General features: G+C 65.4%; 23 protein-coding genes. 18 read left to right on the top strand and 5 right to left on the bottom strand.

All coding sequences use genetic code 11. From position 1 onward, the window contains the following. Window positions 1–84: 84 nt before the first annotated feature. The 6 genes from SMD10_RS20825 (at window position 85) to SMD10_RS20800 (ending at window position 4,738) form a co-directional block, all read left to right on the top strand. Window positions 85–1,068, top strand: coding sequence for a radical SAM protein (locus tag SMD10_RS20825; protein ID WP_331687665.1), 984 nt, complete (start codon window positions 85–87; stop codon window positions 1,066–1,068). 142 nt (window positions 1,069–1,210) lie between these two features. After that, the gene (locus tag SMD10_RS20820) at window positions 1,211–1,477 is read left to right on the top strand and encodes a hypothetical protein (protein ID WP_331687664.1); all 267 of its coding nucleotides are present in this window, start codon (window positions 1,211–1,213) and stop codon (window positions 1,475–1,477) included. Window positions 1,478–1,501: 24 nt separating this feature from the next. Continuing rightward, window positions 1,502–2,386, top strand: coding sequence for a pyridoxal kinase PdxY (gene pdxY, locus SMD10_RS20815; RefSeq protein WP_331687663.1), 885 nt, complete (start codon window positions 1,502–1,504; stop codon window positions 2,384–2,386). A 178-nt stretch (window positions 2,387–2,564) separates the two neighbouring features. Beyond that, window positions 2,565–3,128 (top strand): protease inhibitor Inh/omp19 family protein, encoded by a 564-nt coding sequence (locus SMD10_RS20810; RefSeq protein ID WP_331687662.1) that lies wholly within the window; start codon window positions 2,565–2,567, stop codon window positions 3,126–3,128. A gap of 19 nt (window positions 3,129–3,147) precedes the next feature. Beyond that, complete coding sequence (gene zapE / locus SMD10_RS20805; RefSeq protein ID WP_432757288.1) at window positions 3,148–4,329, top strand: cell division protein ZapE; 1,182 nt, start codon at window positions 3,148–3,150, stop codon at window positions 4,327–4,329. A 61-nt stretch (window positions 4,330–4,390) separates the two neighbouring features. Then, on the top strand, window positions 4,391–4,738 hold the full coding sequence (locus tag SMD10_RS20800) for an NUDIX hydrolase (RefSeq protein ID WP_331687661.1): 348 nt from the start codon (window positions 4,391–4,393) through the stop codon (window positions 4,736–4,738). 15 nt (window positions 4,739–4,753) lie between these two features. Here SMD10_RS20800 and SMD10_RS20795 read toward each other — a convergent pair whose 3' ends face one another. Further along, entirely contained in the window at window positions 4,754–5,911 is a 1,158-nt protein-coding gene (locus SMD10_RS20795; protein WP_331687660.1) for a GGDEF domain-containing protein, read from the bottom strand. A 483-nt stretch (window positions 5,912–6,394) separates the two neighbouring features. On the opposite strand from SMD10_RS20795, the gene mdh reads away from it, so the two are divergent. From mdh to lpdA, 10 genes are all read left to right on the top strand, one after another. Beyond that, entirely contained in the window at window positions 6,395–7,357 is a 963-nt protein-coding gene (gene mdh, locus SMD10_RS20790; RefSeq protein WP_331687659.1) for a malate dehydrogenase, read from the top strand. A gap of 83 nt (window positions 7,358–7,440) precedes the next feature. Further along, window positions 7,441–8,634, top strand: coding sequence for an ADP-forming succinate--CoA ligase subunit beta (sucC, locus tag SMD10_RS20785; RefSeq protein WP_331687658.1), 1,194 nt, complete (start codon window positions 7,441–7,443; stop codon window positions 8,632–8,634). 61 nt (window positions 8,635–8,695) lie between these two features. Beyond that, window positions 8,696–8,953: a DUF6364 family protein gene (locus tag SMD10_RS20780; protein ID WP_331687657.1), complete on the top strand. Its 258-nt coding sequence runs from the start codon at window positions 8,696–8,698 to the stop codon at window positions 8,951–8,953. Beyond that, the gene (locus SMD10_RS20775; RefSeq protein ID WP_331687656.1) at window positions 8,937–9,365 is read left to right on the top strand and encodes a PIN domain-containing protein; all 429 of its coding nucleotides are present in this window, start codon (window positions 8,937–8,939) and stop codon (window positions 9,363–9,365) included. Before SMD10_RS20780 ends, SMD10_RS20775 begins: the two co-directional genes overlap by 17 nt. A gap of 25 nt (window positions 9,366–9,390) precedes the next feature. Next, window positions 9,391–10,296 carry a succinate--CoA ligase subunit alpha gene (gene sucD / locus SMD10_RS20770; RefSeq protein WP_331687655.1) on the top strand — a complete coding sequence of 302 codons (906 nt, stop codon included), beginning with the start codon at window positions 9,391–9,393 and terminating at the stop codon, window positions 10,294–10,296. A 238-nt stretch (window positions 10,297–10,534) separates the two neighbouring features. After that, window positions 10,535–13,525, top strand: coding sequence for a 2-oxoglutarate dehydrogenase E1 component (locus SMD10_RS20765; RefSeq protein ID WP_331687654.1), 2,991 nt, complete (start codon window positions 10,535–10,537; stop codon window positions 13,523–13,525). Window positions 13,526–13,704: 179 nt separating this feature from the next. Beyond that, window positions 13,705–15,267: a 2-oxoglutarate dehydrogenase complex dihydrolipoyllysine-residue succinyltransferase gene (gene odhB, locus SMD10_RS20760; protein ID WP_331687653.1), complete on the top strand. Its 1,563-nt coding sequence runs from the start codon at window positions 13,705–13,707 to the stop codon at window positions 15,265–15,267. 65 nt (window positions 15,268–15,332) lie between these two features. Further along, window positions 15,333–15,836, top strand: a complete 504-nt coding sequence (locus SMD10_RS20755) for a hypothetical protein (RefSeq protein WP_331687652.1) — start codon at window positions 15,333–15,335, stop codon at window positions 15,834–15,836. 28 nt (window positions 15,837–15,864) lie between these two features. Continuing rightward, window positions 15,865–16,269, top strand: a complete 405-nt coding sequence (locus SMD10_RS20750; protein ID WP_331687651.1) for an MAPEG family protein — start codon at window positions 15,865–15,867, stop codon at window positions 16,267–16,269. Window positions 16,270–16,293: 24 nt separating this feature from the next. Then, the gene (lpdA, locus tag SMD10_RS20745) at window positions 16,294–17,703 is read left to right on the top strand and encodes a dihydrolipoyl dehydrogenase (RefSeq protein ID WP_331687650.1); all 1,410 of its coding nucleotides are present in this window, start codon (window positions 16,294–16,296) and stop codon (window positions 17,701–17,703) included. A 33-nt stretch (window positions 17,704–17,736) separates the two neighbouring features. On the opposite strand, the gene SMD10_RS20740 is transcribed toward lpdA, so the two are convergent. Then, on the bottom strand, window positions 17,737–18,765 hold the full coding sequence (locus SMD10_RS20740; RefSeq protein ID WP_331687649.1) for a MerR family transcriptional regulator: 1,029 nt from the start codon (window positions 18,763–18,765) through the stop codon (window positions 17,737–17,739). A gap of 130 nt (window positions 18,766–18,895) precedes the next feature. Between SMD10_RS20740 and SMD10_RS20735 the strand changes: the two genes are divergently transcribed. Further along, the gene (locus SMD10_RS20735; protein ID WP_331687648.1) at window positions 18,896–19,771 is read left to right on the top strand and encodes a bifunctional helix-turn-helix transcriptional regulator/GNAT family N-acetyltransferase; all 876 of its coding nucleotides are present in this window, start codon (window positions 18,896–18,898) and stop codon (window positions 19,769–19,771) included. A 162-nt stretch (window positions 19,772–19,933) separates the two neighbouring features. Here the strand turns inward: SMD10_RS20735 and SMD10_RS20730 are convergent, their stop codons facing one another. The 3 genes from SMD10_RS20730 to SMD10_RS20720 form a co-directional block, all read right to left on the bottom strand. Beyond that, window positions 19,934–20,095 (bottom strand): hypothetical protein, encoded by a 162-nt coding sequence (locus tag SMD10_RS20730; protein WP_331687647.1) that lies wholly within the window; start codon window positions 20,093–20,095, stop codon window positions 19,934–19,936. Window positions 20,096–20,198: 103 nt separating this feature from the next. Then, a complete protein-coding gene (locus SMD10_RS20725; RefSeq protein ID WP_331687646.1) occupies window positions 20,199–21,290 on the bottom strand; it encodes a TraB/GumN family protein in 1,092 nt (363 codons plus the stop codon). Between the two features lie 59 nt (window positions 21,291–21,349). Beyond that, entirely contained in the window at window positions 21,350–22,300 is a 951-nt protein-coding gene (locus tag SMD10_RS20720) for a tyrosine recombinase XerC (protein ID WP_331687645.1), read from the bottom strand. A gap of 253 nt (window positions 22,301–22,553) precedes the next feature. Between SMD10_RS20720 and SMD10_RS20715 the strand changes: the two genes are divergently transcribed. Further along, window positions 22,554–22,994, top strand: coding sequence for an OsmC family protein (locus SMD10_RS20715; RefSeq protein WP_331687644.1), 441 nt, complete (start codon window positions 22,554–22,556; stop codon window positions 22,992–22,994). The last annotated feature ends 497 nt before the right edge of the window (window positions 22,995–23,491 follow it).

The raw sequence follows: 23,491 nt of genomic DNA, 5'->3' as shown, positions 1-23,491 counted from the left end.
GCAACGGCCGCCCTCGGCGCAGTTTGGCGGTTGCGACCCGTCGGGCGGCTTCGCTCGGGCCCGCTATGAATGAGGACGTGACCGATGTTCGATCCCCTGAGTCATGAAGTGCTGTTCAGCCACGCCATTCTGGACCTGACCATCCTGCCGATCGAGCAGTGCAATTTCCGCTGCACCTACTGCTACGAAAAGTTCACCGACGGCATCATGAAGCCGGACCTGGTGGACAGCCTGAAGACGCTGATGGAAAGGCGCGCGCCCAGCCTGCGCTATCTCAGGCTGGGCTGGTTCGGCGGCGAGCCGCTGTTGGCCAAGGATGTCGTCATCGACGTCACCCGTCACGCGCGGGACCTGTCGCGGCAGGGCAACGGATTCGAGCTGTTTTCCGGCATGTCGACCAACGGCTATCTGCTCGATCTGCCGCTGGCCGAGCGCCTTTGCGCCGCAGGCGTGACATCGTTCCAGGTTTCGATCGACGGCAAGGCCGACTACCACGATACGACGCGGCCGCGCCGCAACGGCGGCGACACCTTCAAGCGGATCTGGGGCAATCTCCTGGCGATCCGAGGCTCCGATCTCGACGTCAACATCAACGTTCGGGTTCACTATTCGAAGGACAACATCGAGCACGTCTTCGGTTTCGTCGACGATCTGCGCGATGCCTTCGGGGGCGATCCGCGCTTCAAGATCTTCTTCAAGACGATCGAGAAGCTCGGCGGTGACAACGACCACACATTGAATGTCTATCGCTACCGCGAAGCCGAAGCGGTCAAGGCGCAGCTCATGGAGCGGCTGCGTGGCACCATGGCAGACGTGCTGCCGTCGAACTCCTGCTATATCTGCTATGCCGGCCGGCCCAACGCCTTCGTCATCCGGCGCGACGGGCGCATCGTGAAATGCACGGTGGGCCTCGACGATCCCGAAAACCACATCGGCCAGCTATTGCCGGGCGGCGTGCTCGAGATCGATCAGGCGGCGGTGCGGCCATGGCTGAAGGGAGCCGTCGAGCTGGACCCAGCCTTCCTCGGCTGCCCGCGCTCCAAGATGGCGCTCGGCGCCTTCGCCTGAGCCGGATCCGCCGCACTGGCCCGCTCGGTCGGCCAAGGCGGATGACGCCGCTCGGCGCACCCGCCGTCCGGCCGCGCATCGCGGTGACCGCTCTACAGTTTCGTCTGTTGCTCTCGATGCCGCTTTCGGCCAGAGATAGGCCATGAGCCGCTATGACGACGAAGAGAAGCGCCGGCGCGAGGCGCAGGCGATCCTGGAGCGCGTGCGTCAGGAAACGGAGCCGCAGGTCGGCGCCGGCGCGCAGGGCATGTGGTCGGGCATGCGCAGGCATTTCATGGCAGCCGACGTCGATCAGGCGGACCGTCTCGAAGTGACGGGAACGCGCATCGGCAGGATATTGGGTCTCGCCGCTTTCGTGCTATTGGCGGTGCTGCTGTTCGTGCAACTCGCTCACAGCCACATCCGATAGAGCCTTCACGCCCGCGACACCGGTATGCCTTTGACAGCCCGACAGGACAAGCCCGCGATCATCGCGATCTCCAGCCATGTGGCGCGCGGCGCCGTGGGCAACCGCGCCGTCGTGTTTGCCCTCGAGACGCTCGGATTTCCAGTCTGGTCGCTGCCCACCGTGGTGCTGCCCTGGCATCCCGGCCATGGCCCGGCCACCCGCATCGTGCCGAGTGCGGAAGACTTCGGCGCCGTCGTCGACGACCTCATCCGCTCGCTCTGGCTCGGCGAGGTCGGCGCGGTGATCACCGGCTATTTCGGCTCCGCCGCGCAGGTCGAACCGGCGGCCCGGCTGATCGAAGCCGTGAAGCGGACCAATCCGGATGCGCTCTACATCTGCGATCCGATCCTCGGCGACAGCCGCCGGCTCTATCAGCCGGAGGCGATGCTATCCGGACTGCGCGACCGGCTGCTGCCGCTCGCCGACATCGCCACGCCCAACCGCTTCGAGCTGGAATTCCTGACCGGGCTCGAATTTTCCGACAACACGCATCTGATCGATGCGGCCGTGGCGCTCGGTCCGGAAAGCGTGATCGTCACCTCGGCCTTTCCGTTACTGCGCGGCGGCATCGGCAACCTGCTCGTCGGCAGCCGCGACGCCGTGCTGGTGGAGCACCGCAGCATCGACAACGTGCCGAACGGCCTCGGCGACTTGACCGCCGCCGTCTACCTGGCGCGTCTGCTCGACGGGGCCACACCCGAGAAAGCGCTGCAGACTACGACGGCCACCGTCTTCGAGATCCTGGCGCGCACCATCAAGCGCGGCGCCGACGAACTGACGCTGGAGACCGATGCGGAAAGCCTGAAGCACCCGATGGCGATGGTGCAGATGCGGCGGCTGATGCATCCGTCCGGCAACCGGCGGGCTTGACGGCGGCCGGCCGATCGGGTCGAACGATCGGAAATTGCTGGGGGACAAATTGTCCTCGACCGGCCCTTTGCCTTGACGAATGGCGATTTGAGACCATCGTGTTTGGGCGAACGGGTCGTCTGGCTCAAGGGGAGGCGGTCGTTCAGTGTTAACGGCGCCGCGATTCCAGGGAACGATCATGACACGCACCATTCGAACGAGCGTCGCGCTGGCTGCGCTGTTGGCGATTGCCGGCTGCACGCGCTCCATGCCCACCATGAGCGGCAGCAGCGTGGCGCCGCTGCCTCCGGCGCCGTCCGCCCCCGTCACGTCGCAGACGCTGCCGCCCCCGCCGCCTCCGGCCCCCGCCACGCCCGACACCATGCAGAACGACACCATGACCGATGCTGCGCCCGGTGCCGGCATGGACGGCACTCCGCCGCCGGGAGCGTCGCAACCGACGCAGACCGCATCGGCTGGCCCGGACGTGACGCGTGAGAGCATGGTCGGCGCCTGGAAGGTGTCTTCGGGCGGCGGTGATTGCCAGATCTTCATGGCGCTGACCCAATGGACCGGCGGCTATCGCGCGGCCTCGCGCGGCTGTCCGGGCCAGATTGCCGACGTCTCCGCCTGGGACGTGTCGGGCAGCCAGGTCGTGCTGAAGGATTCCAGCGGCGGCACCGTGGCCCAGCTCTCCTCGTCCGGCGGCAACCGGTTCTCCGGCCAGACTTCGTCCGGTCAGTCGGTCAGCCTCTACCGGTGATCGCCGCACGCGGTGATCGATGACGGAGCCTGATCCGACGGCTTCGCGGCAGCGCGGCCCGGTCGCGGACGCGCTGCACCGGATGGTCGTTGCCGGCGAGATCGAGGCGGATCCGGCACAGCGGGCGCTGGCCGAGCGTCTCGATCGCCTGGACGCCGAGCTGGCGTCGCGAACCTCGTCGTCCAAGAAAAGCGCGCTGGGATGGCTGTTCGGCCGCCGCCAGCCGCCGGCCGTGGTCAAGGGGATCTACATCCACGGCGCGGTCGGACGCGGCAAGACCATGTTGATGGACATGTTCTTCCGCTCCAGTTCGGTCGGCGCCAAGCGACGGGTGCATTTCCACGCCTTCATGGCCGAAACGCATGAGCGGATCCGGGCGCACCGGGCGCTGGTGAAGGCCGGCGAGGCGAAGAGCAACGATCCGATCGGTCCGGTTTCGGAGGGGATCGCAAGCGAAGCGCACCTGTTGTGCTTCGACGAGTTCGCGGTCAACGACATTGCCGACGCGATGATCCTGTCGCGGCTGTTTTCGGCCCTGTTCGCCCGAGGCGTCGTGCTGGTGGCGACGTCGAACGTGGCGCCCGACGATCTTTATCCGAACGGTCTCAACCGGCCGCTGTTTCTGCCCTTCGTCGCTGCGCTGAAGGACCATGCCGACATCTATCATCTGCAGGCGGCGACGGATTACCGGCTGATGGGCCTGGCCAGCAGCGACTATTACGTGACACCGCTCGGCGCCGAGGCCGAAAACCATATGGACGCCAGCTGGTCGAAGCTCCTCGACGGGGAGAAGGAGGCGCCCGCTTCGCTATCGGTGAAGGGACGGGTGGTCGCGGTGCCGCGAGCGGGCAACGGGGCGGCTCGCTTCGGCTTCAGCGAACTGTTGCAACGGCCGCTCGGCGCCGAGGACTATCTGGCGATCGCCGCCCGGTTCCATACCGTGATGATCGACGGCGTGCCGGTGATGACGCAGGCCGAACGCAACGAGGCCAAGCGCTTCATCATCCTGATCGACACGCTTTACGATGCCGGGCGCCGTGTGGTGATTTCGGCCGAAGCGGAAGCCGAGTCGCTCTACAAGGGTCATTCCGGAGCCGAGGTCTTCGAATTCGACCGGACCGCGTCCCGGCTGTTCGAAATGCGATCGCAGGACTATCTGGCGACCGTCGAAGATCAGGGCGGTGTCCGCCAGGATCGGTAGAACCCTTTTTAAGACGCTGCCGCGAGCACCGACGGCGCGCTCGGCAGGTGGAGCCAGCCTCATGGACGATCGGGATCAGGCCAAGCTTGCCGCCGCCGTCACGAGGGTCGCGGGAGGTCTAACGCCAATCGACGCCATGCGGCGGGAAATCGAGGAAGAGCTCGGCGTCGCGCCCACCGAATGCCGGTTCCTCGAAGGTCTTGCGATCCAGCATCCCGAACGGGATGTCAAAGTGGTGTGCGGCGTCTTCGCCGTGTTGGCTTGGTCCGGCGGAGAGCCCACCAATGCCAGTGCCGAACATGCCACGATCGGATGGTTTACGCCGGCCCGGATCGCGCGCCTTCATCCCTTGGCGGATCGAAACTATTCGCGATTGGCGGCAGAGGCCGTTGCACTCGGGCGCGGCTGAGCTCGCCGGCGTCGGCTATTCCGCAGGCTGGAGCGCAAGCAGCGCATCGGTGGGGATCGTCGCGTCGATCTCGCGTTCGCGATTGGCCGCCAGTTCGACTCTGTCGCGACCGCCCGTCTTCGCCCGGTAAAGCGCGCGGTCGGCAGAGATGAAGAGGTCGTTCAGCGTCAATCCGGCATCGGCGACGGCAACCCCGATGCTGACCGTGACGGTGATCGTGTGGCCGCAGACCGACATGGTTCGTCGGGCGATGCGCTGGCGCACCCGTTCCGCGATGCGCAAGGCTTCCGGGCCGGCGGTCCCGGGCAGGTAGGCCACGAATTCCTCGCCGCCGTGGCGCGCGACGAAGTCGTCCTCGCGCAGCGAGGACTTGAGCAGGACCGCCAACTGCTTCAGCGCCTCGTCGCCGGCGGCATGGCCGAAGCGGTCGTTGACCAGCTTGAAATGGTCGAAATCCATCAGCAGCAGGCAACCGGCACCCCTCTCCTTGGCCGTTTCGACACATTGGCCGATCCGCGTCTCGAACTCCCGACGGTTGGGCAGCCCCGTCAGGGGGTCTGCGAAGGCGTAAGTGCGCAGCATACGCTCACGCTCGATCAGCTGGTTTTCGCGATGCATCAGCTGACCGAAGACCACAGTCGCCAGGAAGCTGACGAGCGCCAGCGTCGACGCCGCGATGGCCAGTACGGCGATCCGTCCGTCCATCGGTACGAAGAGCACGATGACGGCATGGCTCGACAGCCCGAGCCCGAGCACCACGAGGGCGCGCAAGGTCGTCCGGTCTTTTCTCGATTGCCAATGGGCCCAGATCAGCCCCACTGCTGCGGCCGTCAGGATCGTGGCGCAGCCGATCGCCGTGCCCGAGCCGCCGACGGAAACGCGATAGGAAATCGCGGTCGAGGCGGTGATGATGGCCGCAAGAGGACCGGCGAACGCGGCGGCGAGACCGACGACGGTGGCCCGGCCGTCGATCAGGATGCCGGGTGCGAGAATGGCCGGCGACAGCATCGCGCTGACGGCGCCCACGGAAAACGCCAGCGCGTGGAGCAGCGAGCGCAAAGGCCGCGGGCCCGAAGCCCGCTGGATGATTCCGTAGGCGATGGTGACCAGGGCCATATGAGCCAAGCTTTCCAGCATGGCAACGACGATATTCATGCTGTCGTTGAATGTCATCGGCCCCGCAATCCATCTCCTCCATACCGCATGTAGTATTCAGGGCAGAAGTTAATGGAGCATCACATTCAGCGATAAATAATGACGCTGCGGAAGGGGCGGCGTCTGGAGGCGGTCGCGGTGAAGTGATGGGACTTCGCAAGAACGTTCGACCATCAGTCGAGAGCGGTATTTCAGCCCTAGCCTTTGTAACACAACGACAAATCAATTTTACGTTTACGTAAGTCCCTATTCAACTAAACGTTTGAATTGCCTGGGTTGAGGCTCAGGGTATTGAAAAATCGGCCCGTGCCCTTTATCCGCTTGCGGCGCGTTCGGTGCGGCCCTAACCGGTGCGGCGATCGCGTTGGATAGGCTCCGTGTCGCTTATGGAGGATCTGCCGCAGCAACGACCGGGTAATTCTTCAAGCATCGCTGGTTGGGCAGGAAGTGGTTCGGTCTGAGGCGAGGAAGCCGATCGGATCCCATCGAAAGGACGGAAATATGGCTCGCAACAAGATCGCACTTATCGGCTCGGGCATGATCGGGGGAACGCTCGCCCATCTGGCCGGCCTGAAGGAACTCGGAGACATCGTGCTTTTCGACATCGCCGAGGGCACGCCGCAGGGCAAGGCGCTGGATATCGCTCAGTCGGCCGCCGTCGAGGGCTTCGATGCCGAGCTTTCTGGAGCCAACGACTATTCCGCCATTGCCGGTGCGGACGTCTGCATCGTCACGGCTGGCGTTCCGCGCAAGCCGGGAATGAGCCGCGACGATCTGCTCGGCATCAATCTCAAGGTGATGGAGCAGGTGGGCGCCGGCATCGCCGAGCATGCCCCCAACGCCTTTGTCATTTGCATCACCAATCCGCTCGACGCCATGGTCTGGGCGCTGCAGAAGTTTTCCGGCCTGCCGAAGAACAAGGTCGTCGGCATGGCCGGCGTTCTCGATTCGTCGCGCTTCCGCCATTTCCTCGCCGACGAGTTCAAGGTGTCGATCGAAGACGTCACGGCGTTTGTGCTGGGCGGCCACGGCGACACCATGGTGCCGTCGGTGCGCTACTCCACGGTGGCCGGCATTCCTCTGCCCGATCTGATCAAGATGGGCTGGACGACCGACGAGCGTCTGGAAGAGATCGTGCAGCGGACGCGGCAGGGCGGTGGCGAGATCGTCGGTCTGCTCAAGACCGGATCGGCCTATTACGCTCCGGCGGCGTCCGCGATCGCCATGGCCGAGTCCTATCTGAAGGACAAGAAGCGGGTTCTTCCGTGCGCCGCCAATCTTTCCGGCCAGTACGGCCAGAACGACCTTTATGTCGGTGTGCCGTGCGTGATCGGCGCCGACGGTGTCGAGCGGATCATCGAGATCCGGTTGGACGAGAGCGAAAAGGCGAACTTCGAAAAATCCGTCGACGCCGTGAAAGGCCTGATGGAGGCCTGCCAAGGCATCGCGCCCGCGCTTAAGTAATCCCGATAGACTTGAGGGGCCGGCGACCATCGCGGCCAGCCCCTTTTCATCTCCTCGCACGAGACCGCTTCGGAGGCGACTATATGAACATTCACGAATATCAGGCCAAGGAAGTCCTGAAAGGCTATGGCGCACCCGTCGCGAGCGGTGTGGCGATCACCGCGGCGAACGAGGCGGAGGCCGCGGCCGGCAAGCTTCCTGGCCCGCTCTATGTCGTGAAGAGCCAGATCCATGCCGGCGGTCGCGGGAAGGGCAAGTTCAAGGAGCTGGGGCCCGACGCCAAGGGCGGCGTGCGTCTGGCCAAGTCCATCGACGAGGTCAAGGCCAACGTCGCCGAGATGCTCGGCAACACTCTGGTCACCAACCAGACCGGCGAGGCCGGCAAGCAGGTCAACCGCCTCTACATCGAGGACGGCGCCGACATCGATCGCGAGCTCTATCTGTCGATCCTGGTCGACCGTTCGGTCGGCCGCGTCGCCTTCGTCGCCTCCACCGAGGGCGGCATGGACATCGAGACGGTGGCGCACGACACGCCGGAAAAGATCCTCACCGTGGCGATCGATCCCGAGACCGGCGTGACCGAGGCGGACGCCGCCAAGCTGTGTGACGCGCTGAAGCTCGATGCGCCGGCGCGCCAGGACGGGATGACGCTCTTCCCGATCCTCTACAAGGCGTTCTGCGAGAAGGACATGAGCCTGCTCGAGATCAATCCGCTGATCGTCATGAAGGACGGCCATCTCCGGGTGCTCGACGCCAAGGTCTCCTTCGATGGCAACGCGCTGTTCCGCCACGACGACATCATGGCGCTGCGCGACACCACCGAGGAGGACGAAAAGGAGATCGAGGCCTCCAAGTACGGACTCGCCTATGTGGCGCTCGACGGCAACATCGGCTGCATGGTCAATGGCGCCGGACTCGCCATGGCCACCATGGATATCATCAAGCTCTATGGCGCCGAGCCCGCCAACTTCCTCGACGTCGGCGGCGGCGCCAGCAAGGAGAAGGTGACGGCGGCCTTCAAGATCATCACCGCCGATCCCAACGTGAAGGGCATCCTGATCAACATCTTCGGCGGCATCATGCGCTGCGACGTCATCGCCGAGGGCGTGATCGCCGCGGTCAAGGAGGTCGGCCTGCAGGTCCCGCTGGTGGTGCGCCTCGAAGGCACGCGGGTGGCCGAAGGCAAGAAGCTGATCGAGGAGAGCGGCCTCAACGTCATCGCCGCCGACGATCTCGACGACGCCGCCAAGAAGATCGTCGCGGCGGTGAAGAGGTGAGCCGAGCTTGTGCCGGTTGTTGGCACAGCTTATGTGTAGCACATAAATCGTGTATACGGCTATGACCAAGAACATCACCCTGGCGATCGACGAGCATCTTCTCGACAAGGTGCGGGTCCTTGCTGCGATGAAGCGCACCAGCGTCAACGAGCTGGTGCGCAACTTCCTGCAGCACTTGGTCGAACAGGAACAGGAGCGCGACGAGGGTCGCGAGGAGCTTTTGCGGCTCATCGACACCTCGAAGGGCCGATTGGGTAACTGGCGGCCCAGCCGCGAGGAGGCCTATTCGGGAGAGCCCCGCTTTGATCGATGGCGCTGATGTCTTCCTCGACACCAATATCCTCATCTACGCGGCGCTTGGCCGCGATGACGAACCCGAAAAGTTCGCTGTCGCCCGCCGTATCGTGCTCGAGGAAGACTATTGCACCTCGGGGCAGGTTCTCGCGGAATTCTATGCCATCGCGACGCGAAAGGGGGCTCCTCCTCTCGCATCCGACGAGGCGCTGCACTGGGTTCGCACACTTGCCAAAAAGCCGTGCCAAGCCGTCGACGACAAGATCGTGCTGGGTGGGATCACGATCGCCCAGCGCTATCGAATATCCTATTGGGACGGCGCTATTGTCGCTGCGGCCGAACGATTGGGCGCGCAGATCATATATTCCGAAGACCTCAGTCACGGCCAACGTTACGGCGCGGTCCAGGTCATTAACCCGTTCATCGAAGCCGACTGACCCTCAAGGAGTCGCTTGAAGTCTCATGTCCATTCTCGTCGATAAAAACACCAAGGTCATTGTCCAGGGCCTGACCGGCAAGACCGGCACCTTTCACACCGAGCAGGCGCTCGCCTATTTCGGCACCCAGATGGTGGGCGGCGTCCATCCCAAGAAGGGCGGCGAGAGCTGGAGCTCGGGGGTCGACGGCACGTCGCTGCCGATCTTTGCGAGCGTCGCCGAGGCCAAGGATGCGACCGGCGCCGACGCCTCGGTGATCTACGTGCCGCCGGCGGGCGCGGCGGCCGCCATCGAGGAGGCGATCGACGCCGAGGTCGGCCTGATCGTCTGCATCACCGAAGGCATCCCCGTCCTCGACATGGTCAAGGTCAAGGCGAAGCTCGACAAGTCGAAGTCGCGCCTGATCGGACCGAATTGTCCGGGCGTGCTGACGCCGGAAGAGTGCAAGATCGGCATCATGCCGGGTTCGATCTTCAAGCCGGGCAGCGTCGGCATCGTATCGCGCTCGGGAACCTTGACCTACGAGGCGGTCTTCCAGACCTCGAACGAGGGGCTCGGCCAGACCACGGCGGTCGGCATCGGCGGCGATCCGGTGAAAGGCACCGAGTTCATCGACGTGCTCGAGATGTTCCTGGCCGACGAGGCGACCAAGTCGATGGTCATGATCGGCGAGATCGGCGGCTCGGCCGAGGAGGATGCCGCCCAGTTCCTGATCGACGAGGCGAAGAAAGGCCGCAAGAAGCCGATGGTGGGCTTCATCGCCGGCCGCACGGCGCCCAAGGGCCGCACCATGGGCCATGCCGGCGCCGTGGTCTCGGGCGGCAAGGGCGGTGCCGAGGACAAGATCGCGGCGATGGAAGCCGCCGGCATTCGGGTGTCGCCGTCACCCGCACAGATCGGCAAGACCCTGGTCGAAGTCCTGAAGGGTTAATACATGATCCCCGAGAGCCGCGAACTTTCGGGGCGGAGCGTCGACAAAAAGCAATGAGTTTGGACGAGGCTGCTGAACGTGTGAGCCGCAGCCGCACCGGTACCGAGAACAGCTTAGCGCTTCCGCTCGCACCCTTGCGAGCCGGCTGAGCGGAACCACAACGAACCGGACCGAGCGTGCGGCAGCGCGCCGGCCTCTTCAACGAGACAAACCGCCACAGGCGGTCTTTGGGCGATCCATGTCACGCAATCAGCAAGCCAACGAGCGCTTTGCTCTCACCTCCTTCCTCTATGGCGGCAACGCCGACTACATCGACGAGCTCTATGCCCGCTACGAGGCCGATCCCGGTTCGGTTTCCGAGGATTGGGCGGATTTCTTCAAGGAGCTGAAGGACGATCGCCAGATCGTCGTGAAAAATGCCGAAGGACCGTCGTGGCAGCGACCGCATTGGCCGATCGCGGCCAATGGCGAGCTGGTTTCGGCGCTCGACGGCGACTGGGCGCCGATCGAAAAGCGCGTCGAGGAAAAGGTTCGCGAGAAGGCGCAGAAGGCGGGCGTCGAGGTCTCCGACGCCGACGTGATCCGGGCGTCGCGCGATTCCGTGCGCGCCCTGATGCTGATCCGCGCCTACCGCGTGCGCGGCCATCTCCATGCGAGCCTCGATCCGCTGGGCATCGCCCAGGCCGCTGACGAGGACTACAACGAGCTGTCGCCCTCCGCCTATGGCTTCTCGGAGGCGGACTACGACCGCAGGATCTTCATCGACTACGTGCTGGGCATGGAGTTCGCCACCATCCGCGAGATGGTCGACATCCTGCGGCGGACCTACTGCACGACGCTCGGCATCGAGTTCATGCACATTTCCAACCCGCACGAGAAGGCGTGGCTGCAGGAGCGTATGGAGGGTCCCGACAAGGGCATCGCCTTCACCAGCCAGGGCAAGCGGGCGATCCTCAACAAGCTGATCGAGGCGGAAGGCTTCGAGAAGTTCTGCGATCTGCGCTTCAAGGGCACCAAGCGCTTCGGCCTCGACGGCGCCGAAGCGCTGATCCCGGCACTTGAGCAGATCATCAAGCGCGGTGGCCAGCTCGGGCTGAAGGAGATCATCTTCGGCATGGCCCATCGCGGCCGGTTGAACGTGCTCAGCCAGGTGATGGGCAAGCCGCACCGGGCGATCTTCCACGAGTTCAAGGGCGGCACCTACGCGCCCGACGACGTGGAGGGTTCGGGCGACGTCAAGTATCACCTCGGCGCCTCCTCGGACCGGGCGTTCGACGACAACATGGTCCACCTGTCGCTTGCCGCCAATCCGTCGCATCTGGAGATCGTCGATCCGGTGGTGCTCGGCAAGGTGCGCGCCAAGCAGGACCAGCTGGTCGGCCCGACCCGCACCGAGATCGTGCCGCTCGACGTGCGCAAGAACGTCATGCCGCTCTTGATTCACGGCGATGCGGCCTTCGCCGGTCAGGGCGTGGTGGCCGAGTGCTTCAACCTGTCCGGCCTGCGCGGCCATCGGGTCGCCGGCACCGTCCATTTCATCGTCAACAACCAGATCGGCTTTACCACCAATCCGCGCTTCTCGCGTTCCTCGCCCTATCCGTCCGACACCGCCAAGATGGTCGAGGCGCCGATCTTCCACGTCAACGGCGACGATCCGGAGGCCGTGGTCTACGCGGCCAAGGTGGCGACCGAGTTCCGGATGACGTTCCACAAGCCCGTCGTCATCGACATGTTCTGCTATCGCCGCTTCGGCCACAACGAAGGCGATGAGCCGGCATTCACCCAGCCAAAGATGTACAAGCAGATCCGCCAGCATCCGTCGACGCTGGAGATCTATTCCAAGAAGCTCATCGCCGAGGGTCTGGTCACCGCCGATCAGGTCGAGGCGCGCAAGACCGAATGGCGCCAGGCGCTCGACGAGGAATTCGAGGCCGGCCAGACCTACAAGCCCAACCGGGCCGATTGGCTGGACGGTGTCTGGGCCGGCCTGCGGCGCCCCGAGGGCAGCGACGAGCCGCGCCGCGGCGTCACCGGCGTGCCGATGAAGACGCTGAAGGAGATCGGCCGCAAGCTGAGCACGGTGCCCGAGGACTTCAACGTCCATCGCACCATCCAGCGCTTCCTCGAGAACCGGACGAAAATGATCGAGTCCGGCGAGAACATCGACTGGGCGACAGCCGAATCGCTGGCCTTCGGCACGCTGGTGACCGAGGGCCATCCGATCCGCCTGTCGGGCCAGGATTCGGAGCGCGGCACGTTTTCCCAGCGCCATTCGGTGCTCTACGACCAGGAGACCGAGGATCGCTACATTCCGCTGGCCAATCTGGCCAAGGGGCAGGCGATCTACGAGGTCATCAACTCGATGCTCTCCGAAGAGGCGGTGCTCGGCTACGAGTACGGCTATTCGCTGGCCGAGCCGAACGGCCTGACCGTCTGGGAGGCGCAGTTCGGCGACTTCGCCAATGGCGCCCAGGTGGTGATCGACCAGTTCATCTCGTCGGGCGAATCCAAGTGGCTGCGCATGTCGGGCCTGGTGCTGCTTCTGCCGCACGGCTACGAAGGGCAGGGCCCGGAGCATTCCTCTGCGCGGCTCGAGCGCTATCTGCAGCTTTGCGCACAGGACAACATGCAGGTCGCCAATTGCACCACGCCGGCGAACTATTTCCATATTCTGCGCCGTCAGCTGAAGCGCGACTTCCGCAAGCCGCTGATCCTGATGACGCCGAAATCGCTGCTCCGGCACAAGCGGGCGGTCTCCGACATCGCCGAGATGGCGGGAGAGACGACCTTCCATCGCCTGCTCGCCGACGATGCCGAGCGGCGCAAGGATTCGGCGATCAAGCTGGTCAAGGATTCCAAGATCCGCCGCGTCGTCATGTGCTCGGGCAAGGTCTATTACGATCTCTACGAGGAGCGGGAGAATCGCGGCATCGACGACGTCTACCTTCTGCGCGTCGAGCAGCTCTATCCGTTCCCGGCGAAATCGCTGATCACGGAGCTGTCCCGCTTCAAGAACGCGGAGATGGTGTGGTGCCAGGAAGAGCCCAAGAACATGGGATCGTGGACCTTCATCGACCCCTATCTGGAATGGGTGCTCGACCATATCGGCGCCGAAAAGCGCCGGGCCCGCTATTGCGGACGCCAGGCCTCCGCCTCGCCGGCCGCCGGCACCATGTCGAAGCATTTGGCCGAATTGAACGCTTTCCTGGAGGATGCGCTGGGCGCCTGAGCTCGATCATGGCTCTTCCTCCTCAACGAGACCGGCGAGCGACGGCGGCCGTATCCGCGGCCGGCGTCAGCTCCGATCCCATTGGCCTTTCCGTCGCGCGATGCGCTATAGGTGCGTCGCTCCTGTCCTGCAACCACGAAAACCGGCCGCAATCGGCGGCCGCATTCCAGGAATGAACGATGACGACTGAAATCAAGGTCCCGACCCTGGGCGAATCGGTCACCGAGGCCACGATCGCGCAGTGGTTCAAGAAGCCGGGCGATAGCGTCGCGCAGGACGAGACCATCGCCGAGCTGGAGACCGACAAGGTGACGGTGGAAGTGCCGGCGCCCGCCTCAGGCGTGTTGCAGGACATCGCGGCGAAAGAGGGCGAGACGGTCGAGGTCGGCGCCATCATCGGCTCCATCGGCGATGGGGAGGGCAAGAGCGGTGGAAGCTCCGTCGGCGAGCCGAAGCCTGAAAAGGCACCGGCGCCCGCCCAGGCCGAGAAAGCCGAGCCTGCCCCGCAGGCGAGCGCTGCCGCTTCCGGCAAGCTGGTCGAGGTCGTCGTGCCGGCCGCCGGCGAGTCGGTGACCGAGGCCGATGTCGGAACCCTGTTCAAGAAGGTCGGTGACAGCGTCACCGCCGACGAGCCGCTGCTGGAACTTGAAACCGACAAGGCGGCGCAGGAAATCCCCTCGCCTGTCTCCGGCGTCATTCGCGAACTCGCGGTGAAGGAGGGCGACACCGTTCAGGTCGGCGCTCTGCTCTTGAAGATCGAGGAAGGTGCGGCCGGTGCCAAGCCGAATGGCGGTGCCGAGGCCAAGCCGGCCGAAACCGCCGCGCCGGCGGAGGCCAAGGGTGGCTCGTCCATGCCGCCGGCCCCCTCGGCCCAAAAGATGATGGCCGAAAAGGGCATCTCCACCGACAGCGTCGAGGGATCGGGCAAGCGCGGTCAGGTGCTGAAGGGCGACGTGCTCGATGCCATCGCCAAGGGTGGGTCCGCGCCCGCCTCGCCGCCAGCGCCGGCTCAGGCCCGCGCACCGTCGGCGCCCGGTGACGACGCGCGCGAGGAGCGGGTGCGCATGACCCGCCTGCGCCAGACCATCGCGCGCCGGCTGAAGGACGCTCAGAACACGGCGGCCATGCTGACCACCTTCAACGAGGTGGACATGACCGCGGTCATGGAGCTCAGGAAGCGCTACAAGGACCTCTTCGAGAAGAAGCACGGCGTGAAGCTTGGCTTCATGGGCTTCTTCACCAAGGCGGTCTGCCACGCGCTGAAGGAGATTCCCGCGGTCAACGCCGAGATCGACGGCACCGACCTGATCTACAAGAACTTCGCCCACATCGGCATGGCCGTCGGTACCGACAAGGGGCTCGTCGTTCCGGTCATCCGCGATGCCGACCAGATGACCATCGCCGAAGTCGAGAAGGAGCTAGCCCGGCTCGCCAAGGCGGCGCGCGACGGCAAGCTGGAAATGGCCGACATGCAGGGCGGCACCTTCACCATCACCAATGGCGGCGTCTATGGCTCGCTGATGTCGACGCCGATCTTGAACGCGCCGCAGTCGGGCATCCTCGGCATGCACAAGATCCAGGAGCGGCCGATGGCGATCGGCGGCAAGGTCGAGATCCGGCCGATGATGTATCTGGCGCTGTCCTACGATCACCGCATCGTCGACGGCAAGGAGGCAGTGACCTTCCTGGTGCGCGTCAAGGAGAGCCTGGAAGACCCCGAGCGCCTGGTTCTGGACCTCTAGGACCTTGCCCGTCGTGAGCCCGGCCGAACGGCGCCGGGCCCGATCAACAGCCCGATAGGATCGTCATGCGCGTTTTCGGCTTTGCGATCGCCGCCGCCGCCACCCTCGCCGTCCCGACCGGTGCGGCGTGGGCACAGGCCGACGGCATGCCCGACTATCGCGACGACCGGTCCACCGCGACGTCGGTGATCGAATCGCTCTACAACGCCATCGAGCGCAGGGAATATCTGCGCGCTTGGTCCTACTTCCGCGACGAGCCCGACCGGCCGGACTTCGACAGCTTTTCCAAGGGCTACGAGACGACCGAGCATGTGCGGGTGAAGACCGGCGAGGCCGTGAGCGAGGGCGCCGCCGGATCGATCTACACCTCGCTGCCGGCCGTCGCCGAAGCGACTTCGGCGGACGGCGGCATTTCCGTTTATGCCGGCTGCTATCAGCTCCGCCTCGTGCAGCCTGCGGTTCAGGCCACGCCGCCCTACCAGCCCATGGGCATCGTCAACGGCCATCTCGCACCCGTGGATGCCTCGTTCGAGGATGCCTCCGGCGATTGCGAAGGCGCCGCGCCGTGACCCGCTGCCGGGCCCGCGAGAGAGATTAATGGAAACACCCTTCGCCACCGAAATCATGTTGCTCGGCTGGTCGGTCGTGATCCTGTTCGTGCACATCGGGCTGCAGGGACAGTTGGCGACCGCCGAGCGCGGGCTCGACTGGAATGCGTCCGCCCGCGACGGCGAACAGAAGCCGCTCGGCAAATATGCCGGCCGCGCCGACCGGGCCTTGAGGAATTTCCTCGAAACCTATCCCGCCTTCATCGGCCTCGCCTTGGCCTTGGCCATGACGAACCGCGCCGGCGGCCTGGGCATGATCGGCGCCTGGCTCTGGTTCGTCGCCAGGATCGTCTACATCCCGCTCTATCTCTTCGGCGTGCCCTATGTGCGCAGCCTGGTCTGGCTGGCCTCGCTGCTCGGGCTCGTCCTGATGCTCGTCCAACTTCTCTTCTAGATCTCGATGCAGGAAAGCAGTGCTATGGCTGACCCCTACGATCTCGTCGTCATCGGCTCGGGCCCGGGCGGCTATGTCTGTGCCATCAAGGCGGCTCAGCTCGGCCTCAAGGTGGCGGTCGTCGAAAAGCGCAAGACCTATGGCGGCACCTGTCTGAACGTCGGCTGCATTCCGTCGAAGGCACTCCTCCACGCCTCCGAGATGATGGCGGAGGCGCAGCATTCGTTCGCCGATCTCGGCATCGAGGTGAAGCCCAAGCTCAACCTGGACAAGCTGCTGGCCCACAAGGACAAGACGGTGAAGCAGAACGTCGACGGCGTCTCCTTCCTGTTCAAGAAGAACAAGATCGACGGCGTCATCGGCACCGGCAGGATCGCCGCGCCAGGCCAGATCGAGGTGACGAAGGAGGACGGCTCGACCGAGACGCTGGCGGCGAAGGCCATCTGCATCGCCACGGGCTCGGACGTCGCCGGCATTCCCGGCGTCGAGCTCGCCTTCGACGGCGAGACGATCGTCTCCTCCGACCATGCCATCGGCTTGAAGAAGGTGCCCGAGCATCTGATCGTCGTCGGCGCCGGCGTCATCGGCCTGGAGCTCGGCTCGGTCTGGTCGCGCCTGGGCGCCAAGGTCACCGTCGTCGAGTTCCTCGACAAGGTGCTGGGGCCGATGGACGGCGAGGTCTCCAAGCAATTCCAGCGCATGCTCGCCAAGCAGGGCCTCGACTTCAAGCTGTCGGCCAAGGTGACGGGCGTCGAGAGGACCAAGAAGGGCGCCAAGGTCACCTTCGAGCCGGTCAAGGGCGGCGAGGCGGAAAGCCTGGAGGCCGACGTCGTGCTCGTCGCCACCGGCCGCAAACCCTACACCGAAGGCCTCGGGCTCGATGCGGTGGGCGTCAAGCTCGACAATCGCGGCCGGGTCGAGATCGACGACCATTTCCGCACCAATGTCGAGGGCATCTATGCCCTGGGCGACGTGGTGAAGGGGCCGATGCTCGCCCACAAGGCCGAGGACGAGGGCGTCGCGCTGGCCGAACAGCTGGCCGGCCAGGCGGGACACGTGAACTACGACGTCATTCCGTCGGTGGTCTACACCTCGCCCGAGGTCGCCTCCGTCGGCCGAACCGAGGAGGAGCTGAAGGCCGCGGGCATCGCCTATAATGTCGGCAAGTTCGTCTTCTCGGCCAACGGCCGGGCACGCGCCATGCTGCACACCGACGGCTTCGTGAAGTTCCTGGCCGACAAGGAGACCGACAAGGTGCTCGGCTGCCATATCGTCGGCTCTAGCGCCGGCGAGATGATCCACGAGGCAGCGGTGCTGATGGAGTTCGGCGGTTCGTCGGAGGATCTGGCGCGCACCTGCCACGCTCACCCGACCATGTCCGAAGCGGTCAGAGAAGCGGCCATGGCCGCCTTCGCCAAGCCGATCCACAGCTGAGGACGGTCCACGACGTGCCAGCTGGCATCGTGCTCAGGCGACTTGTGGCCTCCACGCGATGACCCCTGCGGTGCGGGCCCGCACCTCAGGCGAGGCGAGACAGGAGGCGAGTGACTCATAGCCTGGCGCTCCTGGATGAGGCAGTACGATGCTCGGTATGCTGTGATTGGCGGGACAGAAGAGAATCGTCTCTTCTGGTCCCACTTCGGCGAGATTCAGAATTAGGGAGGAGCGCGTCAGCATGATCAGAGGACGCCTGCCCGGACGCGCGCGCAGGTGGACCATAAGAGCTTCCTGAGTCGCTTGGCTCAATCCCTGCTCGATCATGTCGACAACCAGAACGGCGGGCCTCTGCGACTCCAGCGCAACGACCAGCGTCGTCAGCGCGTCGGAGGGGGCCCCGCCCTCCTCGGAGAGCCAAGCCAGCGTGTGTTCGACGCGCCGTGCGAGCTCCGGGTCATCCTCCAGTCGGTCCCGAATCGCCTGGCCGCCATCCTCCAACCGATCGAGTCCGAGAAAGGCCGCATCGGGCAGAGCGTCCGCCAGCCGCTGGGCGAGCCGGGTCTTACCGCAGCCCAACGGGCCGACGATATAGGTCAATGGCCGCAGCGCATGCAGTTTGAACCGCTCGCCACCCCAAGGCCAAGGCAGGTCGAAAGCAACCTCCGGCGCGTCGGACGCCATCATTTTCGTCAGCACGCCGGCCGTCAACGCACGCCCGTTGGCGATTTCACCTCGCAGTGCTCGAACCCGCTCCAAGCGGTCGGCAAGCGCACCAAGCTGCGTCCGCAGATCGCCTTGGTGTGCGGCCAGCGTTGGCTCCAGCTCCTGAAGGTCGCCGTCCAGGACGTGCGCTACTTGAGCTAGGCTGAAGCCCAAGGCGCGCAGCGCCACGATCTCGCCTGCTCGCTCAATTTCGGATGGGCCGTAGATACGCCATCCCACCTCCGTGCGACGCGGTGTGATCAGACCGCGCTGTTCGTAGATCCGCAACGTTTTCACGGAGAGCCCGAGTTTCTGCGCGGCCTCGGAGGGGCTCAAATAGAAAGTGGATGTGGTCACGAATCACCTGTTCTCGGTTGAGCCCCGCCTTATGCGGGTCGATCCCAGGGGACGGGTCAAGCCCCACCGTAAGCGCGGCGGTTGCCTGGCCAGATTGACGTCCCCACTTATCTGACTTAAGTCAGATATCATGCTTGCCGATCCCATCTCCCGTTTCCGCCGCTTCAATCGTGCCGTCACCGCCGAGGTGGGCGCGCTCGACACCTCGTTTCTCGGTCGGGGCCGTCCTCTTGGAGCGGCGCGCGTGCTGAACGCCATCGGCCATGGTCGCTCTGATGTGGCAGCCGTCCGCGACTATCTCGGCCTCGATTCGGGCCTGATGAGCCGGCTGCTGCGAGGTCTGGAGGACGAGGGGCTGATCGCGACCACGCCGCACCTGGACGACGCGCGGCGGCGTGTGGCGACGTTGACCGAGGCCGGGCGGCAGGAATTCGAAGCCTACGAAACGCTCTCCAACGAGCGGGCCGAGACGTTCTTTGCCAAGCATCCGCACCCCGAAGCGCTGCTGGCGGCCATGGATCTCGTGGCCTCGGCGCTGGGGCAGGATCGGGCGACGATCGAGGAGGTCGATCCGCGCGGCGAGGAAGCACGCTACTGCCTCGGCGAATACTATGCCGAGCTGGCGCGTCGCCTCGAACGGGGGTTCGACGTCTCGCTGTCGCGCGATCCCGAGGCCGGCAACATGGTCCGCCCGCGCGGCGCCTTTCTCGTGGCGCTGTCGGATGGCCTGCCGATCGGCTGCGTCGGCCTGAGTGGACATGGCGGGGCGGTCGCGGAGATCAAGCGCCTCTGGGTCGCGCCCAGCGCGCGGGGCCTCGGCGTTGGCCGTCGGCTCATGGCGGAGGCCGAGACGATCGCGCGTGCGTTATCGATCGAAACGTTGCGGCTCGACACCAACAGCGCGCTGCCCGAAGCAAGCCGGCTCTATCGCCGTGCCGGCTGGCAGGAGATCGACCGTTTCAACGACGATCCCTATCCCGACCTGTTCTTCGAAAAGCGGCTGTGACGACCCGATCCGCAATCGGCATTTCATCAGGCGCGCCGCATGGATCGTGCTTTCTCACAGAAACCGCATCGCTTCGTCCGGGCCGTCTGTGGCCCGCAACAAAAAGGCCCGGAACGCGCGCCCCGGGCCTTCTCGTCGGTGGGATTGGAACGCTGCCCGCGATCAGCTCTTCCGTTCGTCCAGCGTGGTCGTCGTGCCGGTGGTCACGATCGGCTTTTTGACGCCGGCGTCGGCGGTGGTCATCGAGTAGGGGCAGGCCAGGGCCGGAGCCACGGCGAAGGCGCTGATCGCAAGCGCCAGAGTTGCAGCAGTCATTGCTCTCATGCCGGAAATCTCCTTTTCGGCTTCGCAACCGGAAAAAGAGTAGCACCGCGACATGCTGTCGCAAGCGTGCAGTGATCAACTTTCGGTGCGGCCGAGCTCCACCTCAGTCGGCACGTTTTACCGTCCAGCCATCCCGGCGCAGCAGTTCCACCAGCCCCTCCTTGCCGGGAAGGTGCAGCGCTCCGATGGCGACGAACGCGCCGCCGTCTTCCAGGATCGGTTCGAGCCGCTCGGCCATGGTATGGTTGCGGGCCGTCACCACCCGTTCCTCGAACTCGGCATAGGCGGCGCCGGGCTCGCTGCCGCTGCCCGGTCCCGCCATGGGCGCGACGAGTTCCGTCAGCGGCGCGATCTCCCCGATGCGGCCGTCCAGATAGAGCTCGGTCATGGTCGCCATGACGTCGGGCATCTGGTCGGCCAGCGCAACGGACGCCAGCAGGCTGTCCACCTGGAGATCCATCGGCAGCGAGGCCATCGCCTCCAGCTGCTCCTCCGCCTTTTCTAGCCCCAGGACGGGCTTGCCCTCCGCCTCGGCCTGCCGGGCGAGCGACACGTCGAGCACGGCCTGGCCGGCGGCCTTGCGCGCGACCTCGCAGGCCGGCAGCAGCAAGGTCACGCCCGAAAACCACGGCTGCAGCGTCTTGATCGCGCCGTAGACGAGCCCGTGCTCTTCGAGGCCTTCTTCCAGCTCGCTGCGCTGCTGGGGCGTCAGCAGATCGTCGAGGGACTGGCCCGGCGGCAGCGTCGTCAGGTCCGGGCGAGCCAGCATCGCCGTCGCCGCCTTGCGCTCGTCGAGGACGTCGGTGGTCTCGATGACCAGCGTCTCGGCGTGGTCGAAGGCCTTGTCCGCCGCCTCTGGCAGGGAGAGCACACGCGGATCGGTCAAGTGCATCGTGCCGAACAGATAGGACGGCGCGAGATTGCCCTTGGTGACGGAAAACAGCCTGCCTTCGCCGTTCGGCGTATCGACCGCCGCCGCCTCGAGCGCCGCCGTCTGGTCGGGGGTCAGCGTCGCAAGCAGGCTATGGCCGGGGCAGGCCGTCGCATCGGACGCGCTGTCTTCGGCAGCCGCATAGCCGGCCCAGACCACCGCCAGGACCAGCAGCAAAGGCAGGAGAGCGGCAACGGCGAGAGCCGCCCGCGTCACTCGTTCGAGAGCGGCGTCGGCAACGCCGCGAGGATCCGTCGCGTACATGGGCGATGCTTTACCCCGCGCTTCCCCACCGAATGGTGAACGGCGTGCGCGAAATTGCTTCAATTGCGGCGCGCCCGGGGGTGGGCCTGCTGGTAGATCGTCATCAGGCGGGCCGAATCGACCGCGGTATAGGCCTGGGTGGTCGACAGGCTGGCATGGCCGAGCAGGTCCTGGATGGCGCGCAGATCGCCGCCCGCGGCGAGCAGATGGGTTGCGAAGGAATGACGCAGCGCATGCGGCGTGGCCGATTCGGGCAGCCCGAGCGCTCCGCGCAGCCTGGCCATCTCGCGCTGGACGATCTGCGGCCGCAGCGGTCCGCCGCGCGTGCCGCGAAACAGCGGCTCGCTGGCGGAGAGGGCGAACGGGCAAAGCCGGCGATATTCGGCGACGGCTTCGAGCACCGCCGGCAGAAGCGGCACGAGCCGGGTCTTGCCCCCCTTGCCGGTGATCGGGATCGAGCGGGCGTCGTCGTCGGTCAGCGCGTCTCCCGCCAGCGACAACGCTTCCGAGATGCGCAGGCCGCAGCCGTAGAGAAGGGTCAGGACGGCGGCGTTGCGGGCGGCGACCCAGGGCTCCGTGGCGAGCGCCCCGGCTTCTTCGGCAACGGCGGTGGCGTCGCCGACGCTCAGGGGCCGCGGCAGGGAGCGGCCCTGCTTCGGCGTGCGGATCGCCTTGGCGCCGGCGCTCGACGCCAGACCCTTGCGCTCGAGATGGCGGATGAAGGAGCGCACGCCCGCCAGCGACCGCCCGAGCGTTCGCGCGCCGACACCGTCGCGCCGACGCGCGGCCAGAAACGCGCGCAGATCGGCTGGTGTCAGAGCCGCGAAATCGGCCAATTCGGCCGGACGCCCATGATAGCCGGTGAGAAAGCCGAAAAACTGCCGCAGGTCGCGGTCGTAGGCCTCGAGCGTGTTGGCGCTGGCGCGACGCTCGTGGTCGAGACCGCGCAGCCAGGCGCCCCGTTCGTCGGCGAGCGGGCGCGTGGCGTTGACGAGAAAGGGCTGATTCATCGCTCTGTTCCCCGTTGCTCCCGGTTCTTCGCTGGCCCGTCCGGGCAAAACACCCGTCCGGGCGGCGACGCATCGCCTTGGCGCACTATATCGGGTCTGGCCGCGTCTCGGCAGCGCCGAGCGCCGCGGAACGGACAATGGAGGCGCCACGCCAGCATCGGCCGGATTGGTGAAGGAAGGATTGGCGACAGCCCGTCCCGACCTCCCGGCTCGAAACGGAGCGTGCGCCAGTTTCAGCAACGGGAGTTTTTTGATGAAACGGAACGCCAAAGCAGTGTGGAAGGGCGCCCTGGCCGATGGCACGGGCACGCTCACGACCCAGTCCGGCGCGCTCGAAAAGCATGGCTACTCCTTCAAGGCCCGATTCGAGGACGAAGAGGGACGCTCGGGCACGAATCCGGAAGAACTGCTCGCCGCCGCCCATGCCGGCTGCTTCGCCATGCAGCTCTCGCACTTCCTTGCCGAGAACGGCACTCCGGCCGACGAACTCGACGCCACCGCCGTGGTGACGGTGACGCCCGCCGACGGCGGCGGCTTTGCCATCCGTTCGAGCGCGATCACCCTGAAGGCCACCGTGCCGGGGATCGACGAGGCGACCTTCCAGTCTCTCGCCGGAAAGGCCAAGGAGGGCTGCCCGGTGTCCAAGGCTCTGGGAGCCATCGAGGTATTGCTGGAGGCGACACTCAGCGCCTGAGCCTCCGCAGAACGCGCGATCCGAGTGGTGTCCGCCACGAGAATCGGGTGCTGCTGGCCGGAGATCGCCCAAGCGTCTTCGTGACGGAAGGATGACGGGCGCCGGCTCCGAAGGCCCAGGGAAGAGCGGCGTTCGAGCGCAACCGTTCGGCCGCCGCATTTTTTTGCAAGTTGCCTGTTGACGAGGCCGTCGGGCTCAGCTTATAAGCCCATCCATCGACGGCGGACACGCCGCCGGCGAGCCCTTGGGTTCGCTCCAAAATCTGAGAAATCGGGTTGACAGGGTCGATTGGGATAGCTACTTGAGCGTGGCAATCTTGAGGGTTGGTTGAGCGGCAAGCTGAAGCGACCCGACGAAGATGTTTTGTCTTCGTGTTTTTTGACAATTGCATATGAGAGAGAAGAAAGAGAAGCGTGGGCGGCGGAAGTCTGCGGCTCTGGAGTGGGATTATCCTTTATCCTGCTTTGGGGTTTGAGAGGTTTTCCGACGTGTCATGT

This window comes from Consotaella aegiceratis (genome assembly GCF_036541425.1).
GTDB lineage: Bacteria > Pseudomonadota > Alphaproteobacteria > Rhizobiales > Rhizobiaceae > Consotaella > Consotaella aegiceratis.
This window is presented reverse-complemented; position numbering and strand designations above follow the sequence as displayed.